This window comes from Desulfovibrio sp. (assembly GCF_009712225.1).
Lineage (GTDB): Bacteria > Desulfobacterota > Desulfovibrionia > Desulfovibrionales > Desulfovibrionaceae > Desulfovibrio.
The window spans coordinates 82,785-95,824 of the sequence record NZ_WASP01000010.1; the positions used below are offsets into that span (position 1 = coordinate 82,785).

12 protein-coding genes are annotated in these 13,040 nt (G+C 55.1%); 10 read left to right on the forward strand and 2 right to left on the reverse strand.

The annotated features are described in order from the left end of the window. Positions 1–32 precede the first annotated feature (32 nt). Together F8N36_RS12795 and F8N36_RS12800 are read left to right on the forward strand one after the other, a co-directional pair. Positions 33–1,313 carry an outer membrane protein transport protein gene (locus F8N36_RS12795; RefSeq protein ID WP_291333204.1) on the forward strand — a complete coding sequence of 427 codons (1,281 nt, stop codon included), beginning with the start codon at positions 33–35 and terminating at the stop codon, positions 1,311–1,313. Positions 1,314–1,608: 295 nt separating this feature from the next. Further along, positions 1,609–2,286 (forward strand): outer membrane beta-barrel protein, encoded by a 678-nt coding sequence (locus tag F8N36_RS12800; protein WP_291333205.1) that lies wholly within the window; start codon positions 1,609–1,611, stop codon positions 2,284–2,286. On the opposite strand, the gene F8N36_RS12805 is transcribed toward F8N36_RS12800, so the two are convergent. Continuing rightward, a complete protein-coding gene (locus tag F8N36_RS12805; RefSeq protein WP_291333206.1) occupies positions 2,283–2,651 on the reverse strand; it encodes a hypothetical protein in 369 nt (122 codons plus the stop codon). The two genes, F8N36_RS12800 and F8N36_RS12805, sit on opposite strands and share 4 nt — an antisense overlap. A 272-nt stretch (positions 2,652–2,923) precedes the next feature. On the opposite strand from F8N36_RS12805, the gene F8N36_RS12810 reads away from it, so the two are divergent. The 6 genes from F8N36_RS12810 to F8N36_RS12835 all read left to right on the forward strand — a co-directional run bounded on the left by F8N36_RS12810 (position 2,924) and on the right by F8N36_RS12835 (position 8,096). After that, positions 2,924–4,504, forward strand: coding sequence for a DnaA/Hda family protein (locus tag F8N36_RS12810; RefSeq protein ID WP_291333207.1), 1,581 nt, complete (start codon positions 2,924–2,926; stop codon positions 4,502–4,504). 234 nt (positions 4,505–4,738) lie between these two features. Continuing rightward, complete coding sequence (locus F8N36_RS12815; RefSeq protein WP_291333208.1) at positions 4,739–5,491, forward strand: ATP-binding cassette domain-containing protein; 753 nt, start codon at positions 4,739–4,741, stop codon at positions 5,489–5,491. Continuing rightward, on the forward strand, positions 5,469–6,236 hold the full coding sequence (modA, locus tag F8N36_RS12820) for a molybdate ABC transporter substrate-binding protein (RefSeq protein ID WP_291333209.1): 768 nt from the start codon (positions 5,469–5,471) through the stop codon (positions 6,234–6,236). Before F8N36_RS12815 ends, modA begins: the two co-directional genes overlap by 23 nt. Further along, complete coding sequence (locus tag F8N36_RS12825; RefSeq protein WP_291333210.1) at positions 6,223–6,921, forward strand: ABC transporter permease subunit; 699 nt, start codon at positions 6,223–6,225, stop codon at positions 6,919–6,921. The genes modA and F8N36_RS12825 overlap by 14 nt, the downstream gene beginning before the upstream one ends. Positions 6,922–6,999: 78 nt before the next feature. Beyond that, complete coding sequence (modD, locus tag F8N36_RS12830) at positions 7,000–7,878, forward strand: ModD protein (RefSeq protein ID WP_291333211.1); 879 nt, start codon at positions 7,000–7,002, stop codon at positions 7,876–7,878. Between the two features lie 11 nt (positions 7,879–7,889). Then, positions 7,890–8,096, forward strand: coding sequence for a 4-oxalocrotonate tautomerase family protein (locus F8N36_RS12835; protein WP_291333212.1), 207 nt, complete (start codon positions 7,890–7,892; stop codon positions 8,094–8,096). Positions 8,097–8,188: 92 nt separating this feature from the next. Here F8N36_RS12835 and F8N36_RS12840 read toward each other — a convergent pair whose 3' ends face one another. After that, the gene (locus tag F8N36_RS12840; RefSeq protein ID WP_291333213.1) at positions 8,189–9,013 is read right to left on the reverse strand and encodes a nitroreductase family protein; all 825 of its coding nucleotides are present in this window, start codon (positions 9,011–9,013) and stop codon (positions 8,189–8,191) included. 581 nt (positions 9,014–9,594) lie between these two features. On the opposite strand from F8N36_RS12840, the gene F8N36_RS12845 reads away from it, so the two are divergent. Continuing rightward, positions 9,595–12,015 carry a methyl-accepting chemotaxis protein gene (locus tag F8N36_RS12845; RefSeq protein WP_291333214.1) on the forward strand — a complete coding sequence of 807 codons (2,421 nt, stop codon included), beginning with the start codon at positions 9,595–9,597 and terminating at the stop codon, positions 12,013–12,015. A 369-nt stretch (positions 12,016–12,384) separates the two neighbouring features. Further along, a complete protein-coding gene (locus F8N36_RS12850) occupies positions 12,385–13,023 on the forward strand; it encodes a carbonic anhydrase (RefSeq protein ID WP_291333215.1) in 639 nt (212 codons plus the stop codon). Positions 13,024–13,040 lie beyond the last annotated feature (17 nt).

The window sequence follows — 13,040 nt, forward strand, 5'->3', positions numbered from 1 at the left end:
GCGCTTTTTTTGCAGCCTTAGCGGAGGAATTGATGAAGGTTTTTCGTGCGGTATGTTTTGCGCTGGCCCTCGTGGTTTGCTGCGCGCCCGTGGCCAGAGGTGAAGGTTTCGCCCTCAATGAATGGAGCGCAAGGGGTGTTTCCCTTGCTGGTGGTATGGTTGGTCGTGCTGACGACGTTTCTGCCATTGCCTATAATGCAGCAGGTATAACCCAGCTGCCCGGCACGCGGCTTATGGGCGGCTTTGCCCTTATCAGCCCTTCAGGCAACATCACCACCCAGATGGGTGGTCGCGAAACCAGCACCTACACCAAACCCGCCCTCTGGAATGCCCCCCACGCCTATGCCAGCCATCAGCTGAGCGACAACGCCTGGATAGGTATGGGCGTTTTTTCGCGCTTTGGCCTCGGCAACAGTTACGCCGGCGACTGGGCGGGCAAGTCCAATGTCTACGACATTGGCGTGCAGACCATCTCGTTTGTTCCCACCCTTGCCCTCAAGCTTAACGACATGCTTTCGGTTTCTGTGGGCGTAGAAGTCATGAACGCTCACATGTACATGGGCAATAAAATTTATACGGTCAGCCCCTCCAGCCCAACCAAGCCTTTTTATAATGACATGCAGCTCGAAGGTAACGGCTGGGGCTACGGTGCGCACCTTGGCCTGCACATGCGCCTCAATGACCAGTGGTCAGTGGGCCTTTCGTACAAAAGCCAGGTGACCATGAATATCAACGGCGATGTGGAATTTGCCTACAAAGGCAGAAACCTTGCCGCCTCCACCCTGCATCTGCCCCAGGCCAGCAACTGCTCTGCCAATACCGTTTTGCAGCTGCCCGATTCTGCCGCTCTTGGCATTGCTTACAAACCCCTCGACAACCTGAGCTTTGAACTGGGCACGGTGTGGACCCGCTGGTCTACCTACAATGCCCTGAACATCTACATGGACAACGGCTACAATTCCATCAACAACAAGGAATGGCGCGACGGCTGGAACTTCAACGCCAGCGTTGAATACAAGCCCCTTGACTGGTGGACCCTGCGCGCAGGTTTTTCGTATGAGACCCCGGTGGTCAACGAGAGCCACGCCGACTTTATGATTCCCACCAATGGCCGTCAGACACTCAGCGTCGGTACTGGCTTTAACTGGAACAACTGGACAATGGATCTTGCATACGCCCACCTGTGGATCAACTCTCTGGACTACAGCAGCACTGACGCCAAAGGCATTTCTGGCTCTGCTGGCATCACCGGCGGCAAATCCAAGGATGTTTCGGCCAATATTTACATGCTTTCCTTGAGCTACACATTCTAAATAGCGAGTTGCTTTCAAGCAACCCACTGTAATTACATACCCTGTCTGTCGGCCAGCGTGCCACAGCAATCAGTACCCGACTGTTTTGTACAAGCAGCCGGGTACTGATTTTTTTTACAATGCACTCAGAGTTTCAATCCGGAACAACAGACGAAACAAGAATGTAACACGCTAAAACATCATCGATATATATTACAATAGCTTAAAATATAGAAAAAATATTGACATTTTCTAATGATTGTTTCAACTTTAAAGCTGCCTTCTTTTTTGAAGGAAAGTACCTAGGAGGACTGTCATGAAACGCTTTATTCTTGCGTTGGCGCTGGTGCTGAGCTTGGCCCTGCCCAACATTGCCGCTGCCGAAGGCAACGGTATGTATCTGGCCCCCAAATTTTTGATGAGCTTCCAGAATTCTGGCCAAATCGAACGTTCCCGCGCTCTTGCTGGTTCGGGCGTAGACCAGTACAGCCAGTTCACCCTTGGTGGTGCCATGGCTTTTGGTTACGACTTCTGGCCCCAGCAGATGCTGCCCCTGCGTGCCGAAATTGAATTCGCACTGCGCGGCAACAACGAAAAAACCTGGAGCGACGGCGGCGCCGCCATCAAGCAGGTCAAGGGTACCTGGAACAGCTCTACCCTGTTTGCCAACCTGTTTTGGGATTTCCACAACGATTCCATCATGACCCCTTACGTGGGCGCCGGTCTTGGCATGGCCTTCAACTACGCTGGCTATGACTTCACCGACAACGCTGGTAACAAGTTCTCTGGCGACGAACGCTTCACCAATTTTGCCTGGAACGTGGGCGCTGGTGTGGCTTTCAACATCAACGAACATTTTGCCATCGACGCTGGCTACCGCTTTGTGAGCCTTGGTTACAACGATGTTAAGGTTACCTCTGGTGGCAACAGCTACAACGTGGGCAACCGCCCCTACAACAACGAATTCATGCTTGGCCTGCGCTACGGCTTCTAGCCATAGCACAGACCACGCGCCCCCAAAGGGCAGGTGCATTTCAGCGGAAACGCACTACAGTGCTGTGGACGCAGAGGCTGGTCATAGACCACCCAAGCTGCCCTGCGTCCAACACGAACAAAAACCCCGGCCATTGGCCGGGGTTTTTGCGTTGTGTACCCTGCCGGTTGGGACAAAACCATGCCCCAGGGGTTCGGGAACAAAACCTCAACACTTTCTTGATTTTCTTTTAAATCAGCAGGTTTTAAAAATTTACCAGCCAATCCCCCCTCAACAAATACGCATATCATCAAGGCGAAAATTTCTTTTTCCCTCTTGACAATCTGCCTTCCCTTACGGTGCGCATGGTTCAGTGCATACAACATAAAAAACAGAGTATAGATGAGAAAAACGAAGAAAATTCAAATTATCTTTGTGGAAAACATTTTTTTATCATGTGCAAAAATAGCCATATCAGCATAAAAGCGTTGCTGCTTAAGGATATCCTCTTAGGGGGCTGCAGGCCGCTAACTAAAAAATAGCTACTATTCAAGTAGATTAGCATATATCTCACTTGGGGATAAGAAAAAGGCCTCATGCCGCAAACGGCTCATAATCATCAATTGCCCCAAATTCTGATTTTGGGCTACAAGGCGGCATGCGCGAACAATGGTCAGAAATTTCTGAAAATCTCAAGAAAATGCTGCATTCCGGCGTTTTCAAGGTCTGGATTGCACCCCTGCAGGCTCAAGTGCACGCCGGGGGGCTTTTGCTTACCGCGCCCAATGCCTTTGTTGCCAGCTGGCTTGAAGGCAAGATGCTTGCTACCCTGCGAGAGGCTGCCGCCCCGGTTCTGGGTCTTGAGCCTGCAGCGGTGGATGTGCGTATCACCGCAGCCACCGATGCCCATGCGCCTGTAGCTTCTGCACAGGCAGCCAACGCGCGCCCTGTTGCCAACGGCCAGACCTCGGGGATCGTTCCCGCTGCGTGTGTGCAGCAGACCGCGCCCATTCAGCTTTCTGCCGCTGCAAATTCTGCAGCCATCAGCAGCCACGATGACACCGACTCTTTCGCGCACACGTCTGCCGTGCTGGGCTCTGCGTTTTCCGGCCTTGCGGCTGGCGCTGCCCCCGCCTATCAAGAAACGCCGCTACCTGCCGCCAGACCCCAGCTACAGGCCACCCTGCCCATAAGCAGCGCGCCCGCATACCGTCTGGCCACCAACTGGCGCTATTCTTTCGCCGATTTTGTTGTTGGCCCCACCAACAACATGGCCGTAGCCGCAGCGCAGGATGTGAGCCGCAGCAGTGGCTGTGTGCGTACCCTGTTCATGAATTCCGCTCCCGGTCTTGGCAAGACCCATCTGGCCCAGGCCGTTGGCCGCGCCATTGCAGAGGAACGCAGCGGCGCCCGCGTGGGTTACCTTACCGCCGAAGATTTTGCCTCGCGCTTCGTGGCTGCCCTGCGCACCCACGACATAGAAAATTTCAAATCACGCTTCCGCGACCTTGATGTGCTGCTGCTTGAAGACGTTCATTTTCTTCAGGGCAAAGAAAAGATGCAGGACATGGCGCTAGCCGTGGTGAAAAACCTTCAGGCCAAGGGCGGTCGGGTTATCTTTACCTCTTCCTTTTCTCCCCGCGACCTGCAAAAGGTCGACAGCCAGCTGGTTTCACATTTCTGCTCGGGCATTCTGACCGATATCGGCCGCCCCAACGAAGACATGCGCCGCCACATTCTTGAACGCAAGGCCAAGACGTTTCAGGTGCTTTTGCCCGATTCCGTTTGCGAACTGCTGGCCAGCCGCCTCGATGGCGACGTGCGCCAGATGGAATCGTGCCTCAACAGCCTGATCTTTAAGGCGCGCCTGCTCAATTGCGGGCTCAACCTTGATCTGGCCATGGAAGTGCTGAGCCAGTACGCCGAGATTTCGTGCGGCCCCGACCTGCCCACCATAGTGCGCCTTGTGTGCGAAAGTTACGGGCTCAACGAGCGCCAGCTCAACTCGCGCTCGCGCCGCAAGGAATGCGTTATTGGCCGCAATACCGTGTACTACCTTGCGCGTAAACACACAGAACTTACCCTCGAAGAAATCGGTGGCAAATTCAACCGCCGTCACTCCACGGTTATCAAGGGCATTACCAGCGTGGAACGTGAACTTTCAAGAGAAACAACCCTTGGCCGCCAGATTGCCAGGGCCATGAAACTTATCGAACGCAATGCGGGCATGGGCGCGTAAAGCGCCCTTCCGCCCGTCCCCCGCTTCCCTGCATTTTTTCCTCATCCTGCTCATCGCGCCCACAAACGATGCCGCGTTTCTTTATGCGCGGCCTTTCGCCGGCCATGTCACGCTTTTGCAATAAAACGTGCGGTTGTTGATGCATGTCAGCTTGGCCCGTATGGTTACAAACATGCGGGCCAAGCTGGCGAGCAGTGCGGCCAGTAATACTTTGCCCCGCTGTCAGGATAGGGCATGCTGGAAGTACACATCAGCCTGAAACGAGGCAACTTTGAGCTTGAGCTGGGCTTTCACCTGGCCGAATGCGGCATAGCTGTTATTTTTGGCCCTTCCGGCTCTGGCAAAACCAGCCTTATCAATTGCATTGCCGGGCTGGAAAAGCCCGATGCCGGTCGCATTGTCTGCCACGGCCAAACCTGCTTTGATTCAGATCTGGCAATAAACCTGCCTCCGGAAAAAAGGCGTCTTGGCTACGTCTTTCAGGATGCCCGCCTGTTTCCACACCTTTCTGTGCGCGAAAATCTTTGCTTTGGTCAACGCTTTCACCCGGTACCGCCGTCGCGGACAGTCCCGAACATTGACGATGTGGCCGACCTGCTCGACATCGGCCCCCTTTTGCACCGCCCCCCTGCCAATCTCTCTGGCGGCGAAAAGCAGCGGGTGGCCATTGGCCGCGCCCTGCTTTGCAGGCCCCGCCTCATGCTCATGGACGAACCGCTTTCGTCGCTGGACATGAATCTCAAGGAGGGGCTTTTGACCTACATCGCGCGTATTCCCAGCCAATGGCATGTGCCAGTGCTCTATGTCACCCACTCGCCGGAAGAAACCCACACACTCGGCAACAGCATGCTGCTATTGCGCAATGGCCGCCTTGAGGCCCAGGGAACTGTAGACGCAACCCTGTGCAAAGCCCGCCAGATGGGTCTTTTGCCCTGTAGCACCTTTAGCCTGTCAGGAGCCCCGCATGAAGCCCCTTGCCCTGCCTGAACGCTTTTGCCTGCTGTGCGCCCTGGTAGCGCTGCATCTCATTTTTGCGCAGGCGGCCTGCGCTGGAGGGCCAGCAATAACTACAGGCCTTGGCTACAAGCCCATGGTGCAGCAGCTGTGCGCGGCCTATGCTGCGCAGACTGGCATGCAGCCAACAGAGATGTACAGCGGCAACATCGGCCAGATCATTGAACAGGCCAGAGCTGGCAGCAGCGTAAGCATTATTGTGTCCGAAAAAGCCTCGTTGCAGGAATCTGGCCTTGCCTTTGCCGCATACAAGCCCCTTGGGGAGGCCGTGCTTGTGCTGGCGTGGCGCAAGGGGCTGCACCTCGCCTCGCCACAGGACCTCAACAGACCGGAATTTGCCAGAATCGGCTACCCCGACGCCAAGGCGGCCATCTATGGACGGGCTGCGGTGGCCTTCATGAAGGGAAACAATCTCTTTGAGCCCCTCAAGCCCCGACTTTCAATGCTTGCAACCGTTCCCCAGGTTTTTTCCTACCTTGTTTCAGGCGATCTTGATGCCGCCTTTGTCAACGAGGCCGTGGCCCGCAAACAGGGCGACAGCCTCGGCGGCTGGATGGAAGTGCGCGATGGCTACACGCCGTTGCTGCTGGTGGCTGGCGTGGTGGCAGGGCAGGATAACAATGCCGAGGTGCGCTCCTTTTTACAGTTTCTGAACACGCCCGAAGCCCAGCGCATACTTGCTGGCAACGGCCTGCGCCCGGTCCATGCAGCTGAATGATCTGTGGAGCGCCCTACGCGCTCCCGAGGTCAGTTTTTCCGTGCTGCTTACCCTGAGGATATGTGTTGCCTGCCTTGTTCTGCACGCCCTTGCGGCTATTCCCCTGGCCCGTCTGGGCATGGCAAAAAATGTGTACCTGCGACGTGTAGTAAATTTTGTCATAACCCTGCCGCTGGTTTTTCCTCCCATGGCCATGGGTTTCCTGCTGCTCATGCTTTTTGGGCGCAATGGGTGGGGCGGCATGGCCCTGCAACAGGTCTTTGGCATGAGCCTCGTATTTTCGCAGGGAGGCATAATCCTCGCCGCGTGGCTGGCTGGCTTGCCCCTGGTCATCAAGCCCGTGCAGACGGCCCTGACCAATCCCGACCTCTTACGGCTTGAGCAGGCGGCGCGCGTGTGCGGCGCCTCGCCCATCAGCTGTTTTTTTCTGGTGACCTTGCCCCTCATACGGCACGGTCTGGGCGCTGGCCTGCTGTTGGGCATCACGCGGGCCATGGGCGAGGTGGGCATCAGCCTCATGCTGGGCGGCAACATTGCCGGGCGCACCAACACCCTCTCACTTGAAGTGTTCAATGCCGTCTCAACGGGCGAATTCCAGCGGGCGGCCCTGCTCTGTTCCATGCTGGCGATCATCAGCCTTTTGCTGTATCTTGGCATCGAATGGTGTCAAAAAAGGTCATTTTAGGACAATGCGGCATTACGAGAGCCCGCTCGCGCCGTACAGCTCCAAACCACATTTCGCCCGCATTTTCAGGAGCAAGCCATGCACTTTACCTGTCCCGATACCTGGCTTGAGGGGCTGCTGGCAGACGATTGCCCCGGCCTTGATCTTACTGTGGAACTGCTGGGCATCGCCGCAGCACGGGGAACAATACGCTTTGCGCCCAAGGGCGATTGCGTGATCAGCGGTGTTGAACAGGCAGAGCTGCTGTTGCGCAAGTGTGGCCTGGCCGTGAACCGCACCGCCAAAAACGGGCAGAAACTTCAGGCGGGGCAGCACTGCCTGGAGGCCAGTGGCACAGCTGCTGCGCTGCACCGGGGATGGAAGCTGGGCCAGACCCTTATGGAATACATGAGCGGCATTGCCACCCGCTGCGCGCACATGGTCGAGCAGGCCCGCACCGTGAACCCCGCCGTGCGGGTCGCTGTTACCCGCAAAAACTTTCCGGGTGCAAAGGCTGTATGTCTTGAGGCCGCCATGGACGGCGGGGCCATCGTGCACCGTCAGAACCTTTCTGACAGCATACTTATTTTTGAACAGCACAGGGTTTTTTTGCCAGTCACGCCCCAGGCCTCGCTAAGGAACGTTGCTGCCATGATGGAAAAGCTGCGTTCCCGGGCACCAGAACACAAGATCAGCGCCGAGGTCGATTCGCTTGAGCAGGCCATGCTGGTGGCAGAAGCGGGCATAGACATTGTGCAGTGCGAAAAATTTGCCTGCGAATTGCTGGCCGAAACCGTGGGCGCGCTGCGCGCTGTGCGCGATGACATTGTCATTCTTGCGGCTGGCGGTATAAATGGCGACAATGCCGCCCAGTTTGCCGCCACCGGAGTGGACGTGCTGGTGACCAGCTGGCCGTTTTTTGGCAAACCGGCTGATATCAAGGTTGTAATGGAAAAAACTCCTACAGATCCTCAATAGCGGAGCACACAATGCCCTTTGTCAATATCAAGGTTACGGGCGGTTCCGAAGCCCCCACGGCTGAACAGAAGCAGGAACTCATCAAGGGCGCAACAGAACTGCTGCAGCGGGTTCTGAACAAAAACCCCGCCACCACTGTTGTTATCATTGAAGAAGTTTCCACAGACAACTGGGGGATAGGCGGCGAGAGCGTTACCGTACGCCGCCGCAAGCAGTAGACGGACAGCGACAGAATCAGAACGGCCCCCGGCATCAGGTTTGAGCCTGAGCCGGGGGCCGTTTGCATTTTTCAAAAACGGCGCACGCCGCATTACAGCCAGGTTACATCCAGCGCTTTACGTGGCGGCCTGAAATGGGGCGCAAGCCTGGGAAAGCCCATCATCTGCGCCGCATACACCTGCTCGTGCTCCTGTACGGCCACAAATTCCCGCAATTCGTGCGCCGCTGGGTGCGACAGGGCAAAACACACATACCCGGCCCAACAGCAGCCAACCTTGCGGGCATTGGCCAGCAGTTCCAGATAGGCGGCCGCAATGGCTGCATCCGAAGCGCCCCAGGGGCCCTTGGGTGCAACAATCATGGCAAGCTGAGGCGCGTGGCGGCAAATGACATCATAGCCAGCATCCCAGGTACGCACCAAGCTCTCTGCATGCACGGCCTTTGCGTTTACCGAATCCACCTTTGAAAGATTGCGCAGCCAGCTTATGACCAGCGTTGCAAGTTCTTCTGTTTTTTCAGGGGATTCCAGCACTATCCAGCGCAATTGCTGTGTATTTTTGGCCGTGGGCGCATAGCGGGCCGCCTCAAGCAGCTGGGTCAGCGTTTCGCGCGGCACAAGTTTGTTCCTGAAGGTGCGAACAGACCGCCGGGAAAAAACCAGTTCCTCGGCCTGTTCGGGCGTGGGCATGTTCTGCGGATTAAGAGGCTGGCTCTCCTGCGATGACAGGCCGGGAGCCGAACAGGCATTGGCCGGGCAAAATGCCATGCACTGACCGCAGCCAATACACACCTTGGCCTTGTGTGAAGCCATGGTGGGCAACTCGCCAACCTTGCCCTCAATGATCTGGATGGGACACACTTTTGCGCAAATGCCGTCTTTGCGGCACAGACTTGCATCTACAGTAAATGGATTCATACGTTCCCTGGCGTCTAACCGTCTGATCTGGATCATAAAAAGCCAAACCGCAAGTCATGCCTGCGGCTGGATAACTCCTTGTGACAAGGGGGCTGCACGCTGGCAGCCACTGTTTCAAAAATACGGCAAGCCGCATCAAAAGGCAAAAAGACGCATTCCACAGGGCCAAACCTGCGAGCATGCTCACGCCCCAATGCCAACAACTTGCAATATCAGATAATTATCGAGTGATCGAGCGCAAGCTACTGATGTACGTTGAGTATAAAAACAGCTCTCCATTTATTATTTTTTTGCGCGCAAACATTGGCATGCAAGGATTTTAACCCCATTTAATTCATGAATTCCAATTTGAGAATTAATTCTCATTGACCAAACTTATCATCTGGAAACTTGTTTTTTAAATGTCAATGTGGTAGTATTAATGCAACTTTTTTTGGGCAAATTTCCGCCTGAACGAGTCACTATTTTTACAAAATAGTGACCTTCGCATTTTTATCCTTTCTGCACAGCAAGTTAGTTATCTAAACTTTTATTGCGCGCTGCCGATAAGACAACCAAACTATTGCATATGGAGATATCTGATGCAATTACGTACAAAAGTATGCATTCCGATCGCCGCAATAACACTTGCCATTGGCATATGTTGTTATTTTATCATTCAAAAACAGTTTGAAAATCTCAACGATACAAATATACAAAATCTCGTAGAGGCCAAGTCTTCGCAGATGCAGCAAGCTATTGAACTGTGCAGCGAGCAGGCCATGCGCATGGCCGCCCTGATGAGCCGGATGCCAGAAGTTGAAGCGGCATACAAAAAGGCCATGGAAGGCGACGTAAACGACGAAAACAGCGCGGCATCACAAGAAGGGCGGGAAATGCTGCGCAAATCGCTCGCACCCATGATCGACGGCTTCACTGCCGTGATTGGCGAAAAGCCCCAAATCCACTATCACCTGCCGCCCGCGCGTAGCTTTGCCCGCCTGTGGCGCGACAAGCAGACCAAGAAGGGCGACAAGTGGGTTGATATTTCTGATGACCTTTCGTCCTTTCGCCCCACTGTGCTCGACGTAAACAAGAACGGCAAGGCCCTGTGCGGTGTCGAAATTGGCAGCGGCGGGTTTGAAATCCGCGGTCTGGCTCCGGTTACAGGCGTTGCAGGCAATCGGCTGGGCTCTGTGGAGGTGCTGGTCAGCTTCACCCATGTGCTTGAAGGCCTCAACACGGGCGCAGGGCAATCTGCAATGCTGTACATGAACCTTGAACACCTCAAGGTTGCCACCGGACTGCAAGACAAGAACAAGAATCCCATTGTGGCCGATTCTTACGTGCTCGTACGCGGCACCAAGGAAGGCAAGACCGAGGCTCTGCTGGACAAGGCTTTTCTTGACGCCTCCCGCAAAGGCTCCATCACCAGAATAGTTGGCTCTACCCTGCTTTCTGGCATGCCCATCACAGACTATCAGGACAGGCAGATCGGCATTCTTGTGTTCAGCACCGACCTTGCGGAACAGCAGAATATCATGAGCCGTGCGGGTATCATCATTACCACCACATTTCTCACCCTGCTTGTTGTGCCGCTGATCATGATATTTGTTGTTCTCAGTATTACGGTTTTGCGCCCGGTTCAAAATATTCGCCAGACAATTCAGGAAATTGCCGAAGACAGGGCCGTGCTGGCCAACCGCCTGCAATACCATTCCGGCGATGAAATCGGGGCGCTGGCCCTGTGGTTCAACAAGCTGCTCGACAAGATTGAAAGCATGCTCTCAGAAGTGCAGGGCTACAAGAACCTGCTCAATGCTGTGCCAGACCCCATTTTTGGCGTGGACGAAGACTACCGTATCATCATTGCCAATACAGCTACAGAGACCCTGCTCAAAAAGGATATAGACAAGCTCAAGGGGCAGTTTTGCCACGACAATTTCAACACTGCAGTCTGCCAGACAGAAGATTGCCCCATCGCTCAGTCAAAACTCAGCGGTTCGTTTATTCAGGCTGGAATCATCGACATTGGCTCTGGGGAAAAGCCCCACTTTGTACAGCCTGTGAGCGACGTTCTACGCGATGGTCAGGGCAACAGGATCGGCTATGTGGAGATCGCCAGAGACGTTACCAGTCTGGTGCTGAAAGAACGTGAAATTGAAGAAACCATGAAGCACATGCGTGAGGTCAACGCCTCTATCGCGCAAGCCTCGCACAGCCTTGCCGAAGCGTCTTCGCTCATGACCAACCGCTTCCATAAGGTTGCCGAGGGGGCCGACACCCAGAACCACCGCGCCCAGGAAACCGCCACGGCCATGGAAGAAATGACCTCGACCGTGCATGAAGTGGCGCAAAATGCCGCTGCGGCGGCCGATCAGACCGAGGATGCGCGGCAAAAGGCCCAGACCGGGGCTGGCATTGTTGACGAAGCCATTTCGGCCATTGCCGAGGTCAACAGCCACACCAGCACCCTGCTCAAGGAAATGGAATCACTCGAAACCCATACCCAGGGCATTGGCAGAATTCTTGGCGTTATTTCTGATATTGCCGACCAGACCAACCTGCTGGCCCTGAACGCCGCCATTGAAGCAGCCCGCGCTGGTGATGCTGGCAGGGGCTTTGCCGTGGTGGCGGACGAAGTGCGCAAGCTGGCCGAAAAAACCATGCTTGCCACCAAGGAAGTGGCCGAGGCGGTTACCGCCATTCAATCTGTAGCCCGGGGCAACATGCAGGAAATGCGCACCACCGTAGATACCGTGAGCCGAGCCACTGACATGGCCCACCAAAGCGGCACAGCCCTTACAGAGATAGTTGAAATCGTTGAAAATGCCAGCAGCAGCGTACAATCAATCGCCACTGCGGCAGAGCAGCAGTCTGCCACCAGCGAAGAGATCAACCGGGCCATTGTGGATGTAAAGCATGTTGCTGAAAGCACCAACAAACTGACCAACGAGCTGAACACCACGGTTGCCGAGCTTTCGCACCTCGCCGACCAGCTCAAGCGCCTTTCGCAGTCCTGATGCTCCCAGGCCGGGCCTGCCAGTTTCCCCCCCCCCCCCCGGTCCGCGGGGGGGCGGGGGGGGGGACTTCTTGACCTTTGATGCAAGATGCCCTAGGCACATTTGTGGGCCGATGCGGTTTTTCAAGGCAACACTGCGTATCCCATGTCCGAATCCACGGCCCTTGCACCCCCCATTCTCCAAACTGCTTCTGGCAGATGCCAAGCATTCCTGCCTGTAAGCCAATCAACCCCGGTGGCAGATCCAATACCTGCGCAGACAGGCATTCTTGCCTGAAATTACGATGCTCCCCTATGCTGGTTGAACATACAACCGAACAACCCAGCCGAACTGCCACACCGCCGCAAACGCGGCCATTGAGGTTTATTGATGAAAAATGTCGAACGCCTGCTCCAGGGAAATGAGTTTTTTCAAAAAAACTATTTCTGCAAGCATGAAGAAGAACTGCTTGATCTTGTCTCCAGCGGTCAGCACCCCAAGGTGCTGTACATTGGCTGCGCCGACTCCCGGGTTATTCCCTCGTTGATCACCAACACGCCTCCTGGTCAGCTTTTTGTGCTGCGCAACGTGGGCAACTTTGTGGCACCCTACAAACCCGACGAAGACTATCACGCCATGGCCGCGGGCATTGAATACGCCGTAACAGCTCTGAATGTTGAAGAAATCATCATCTGCGGCCACACCCACTGCGGTGCTATTGCAGCACTGTACAAAGACATTCACGATGAAGCCTTTGTGCACACGCAAAAATGGCTTTCGCTGGGCAAAAAAGCCAAGGAGCTGGCAAGTCTGGCCCTAGGCAAGGACGAAGAGCAGGAAAAACTGCTGCGCCTGACAGAAAAACTCTCCATCATTTTCCAGATCGAGAACCTTATGACCTACCCCTGTGTCAGCAACAAGGTGAGCAACGGAGAGCTGCACGTTCACGGCTGGCTGTACCATATCGAAACCGGCGAAATCAAATATTACGACCCAGACGAACACGACTTTTTGGCGCTGAAGAAATAGCGCCTGCGTAGCCGCAC

Excerpts from the sequence above, each read along its gene's own strand:
- F8N36_RS12805 (WP_291333206.1), bottom strand. The coding sequence starts at position 2,651 with ATGTTGTATGCACTGAACCATGCGCACCGTAAGGGAAGGCAGATTGTC.
- F8N36_RS12800 (WP_291333205.1), top strand. The coding sequence starts at position 1,609 with ATGAAACGCTTTATTCTTGCGTTGGCGCTGGTGCTGAGCTTGGCCCTG.
- F8N36_RS12845 (WP_291333214.1), top strand. The coding sequence starts at position 9,595 with ATGCAATTACGTACAAAAGTATGCATTCCGATCGCCGCAATAACACTT.
- F8N36_RS12810 (WP_291333207.1), top strand. The coding sequence starts at position 2,924 with ATGCGCGAACAATGGTCAGAAATTTCTGAAAATCTCAAGAAAATGCTG.
- F8N36_RS12795 (WP_291333204.1), top strand. The coding sequence starts at position 33 with ATGAAGGTTTTTCGTGCGGTATGTTTTGCGCTGGCCCTCGTGGTTTGC.
- modA (WP_291333209.1), top strand. The coding sequence starts at position 5,469 with ATGAAGCCCCTTGCCCTGCCTGAACGCTTTTGCCTGCTGTGCGCCCTG.
- modD (WP_291333211.1), top strand. The coding sequence starts at position 7,000 with ATGCACTTTACCTGTCCCGATACCTGGCTTGAGGGGCTGCTGGCAGAC.
- F8N36_RS12840 (WP_291333213.1), bottom strand. The coding sequence starts at position 9,013 with ATGAATCCATTTACTGTAGATGCAAGTCTGTGCCGCAAAGACGGCATT.
- F8N36_RS12825 (WP_291333210.1), top strand. The coding sequence starts at position 6,223 with ATGCAGCTGAATGATCTGTGGAGCGCCCTACGCGCTCCCGAGGTCAGT.
- F8N36_RS12850 (WP_291333215.1), top strand. The coding sequence starts at position 12,385 with ATGAAAAATGTCGAACGCCTGCTCCAGGGAAATGAGTTTTTTCAAAAA.
- F8N36_RS12835 (WP_291333212.1), top strand. The coding sequence starts at position 7,890 with ATGCCCTTTGTCAATATCAAGGTTACGGGCGGTTCCGAAGCCCCCACG.
- F8N36_RS12815 (WP_291333208.1), top strand. The coding sequence starts at position 4,739 with ATGCTGGAAGTACACATCAGCCTGAAACGAGGCAACTTTGAGCTTGAG.